The sequence below is a fragment of the Rhodococcus sp. A14 genome, from assembly GCF_011603105.1.
GTDB lineage: Bacteria > Actinomycetota > Actinomycetes > Mycobacteriales > Mycobacteriaceae > Rhodococcus_F > Rhodococcus_F opacus.
The window spans coordinates 1-941 of record NZ_JAAOQS010000286.1 but is presented as its reverse complement, the minus strand read 5'-3'; the positions used below and the strand labels follow the sequence as shown (position 1 = coordinate 941).

Annotated in this window: 1 protein-coding gene; it reads left to right on the top strand. The window is 69.7% G+C overall.

The window, feature by feature from the left end; genetic code table 11:
- Positions 1-2: 2 nt before the first annotated feature.
- Positions 3-941, top strand: a 939-nt coding sequence (locus G9373_RS45425; protein WP_167121369.1) for an NADP-dependent malic enzyme, incomplete at its 3' end; no start/stop codon positions are given.

Sequence of the window (941 nt, the reverse complement as noted above, 5' to 3'; positions counted from 1 at the left end):
TCGTGTCCGAACCCACCACACCGCAGAAGGTCGAGCTGACCGACGAGGAGATCTTCGCCGGCCACATCGGGGGGAAGCTCTCGGTTGAGACCACGACCGCCCTCGATACGCAGCGCGCCCTGTCCATCGCCTACACGCCCGGTGTCGCGCAGGTCTCCCGCGCCATCGCCGCCGACGAAACCCTCGCCGACCGGTACACCTGGACCAGCCGCCTCGTCGTCGTCGTCTCCGACGGCTCCGCGGTGCTCGGCCTCGGCGACATCGGCCCCCGCGCCTCCCTGCCCGTGATGGAGGGCAAGTCCGCCCTGTTCAAGAACTTCGCGGGCCTGAACTCGATCCCGCTGGTCCTCGACACGAAGGACCCCGACGAGATCGTCGAGACCCTGATCCGGCTGCGCCCGAGCTTCGGTGCGGTCAATTTGGAGGACATCTCCGCGCCGCGCTGCTTCGAGATCGAAAAGCGCGTCATCGAGGCCCTGGACTGCCCGGTCATGCACGACGACCAGCACGGCACCGCCATCGTCGTCCTGGCCGCCCTCGAGGGTGCGGTCACGGTCCAGGACCGCGACCTCCACCAGCTGCGGGTGGTCATCTCCGGTGCCGGCGCCGCCGGTGTCGCCTGCGCGAACATCCTGCTCGCCGCGGGGATCGCCGACGTGACGGTCCTCGATTCGAAGGGCATCGTCTCCGCCGACCGCCAGGACCTGAACGCGGTCAAGGTCGACCTGGCCGCGCGCACCAACCCGGCCGGCCGCCGCGGCGGCATCGTCGAAGCCCTCGACGGGGCGGATGTGTTCCTCGGGGTGTCCGCGGGCACCGTGCCGGAGGAGCTGATCGCGACGATGGCCAAGGATTCGATCGTGTTCGCGTTGTCGAACCCGGACCCGGAGATCCACCCGGACATCGCCCGCAAGCATGCGGCGATCGTGGCCACCGGACGC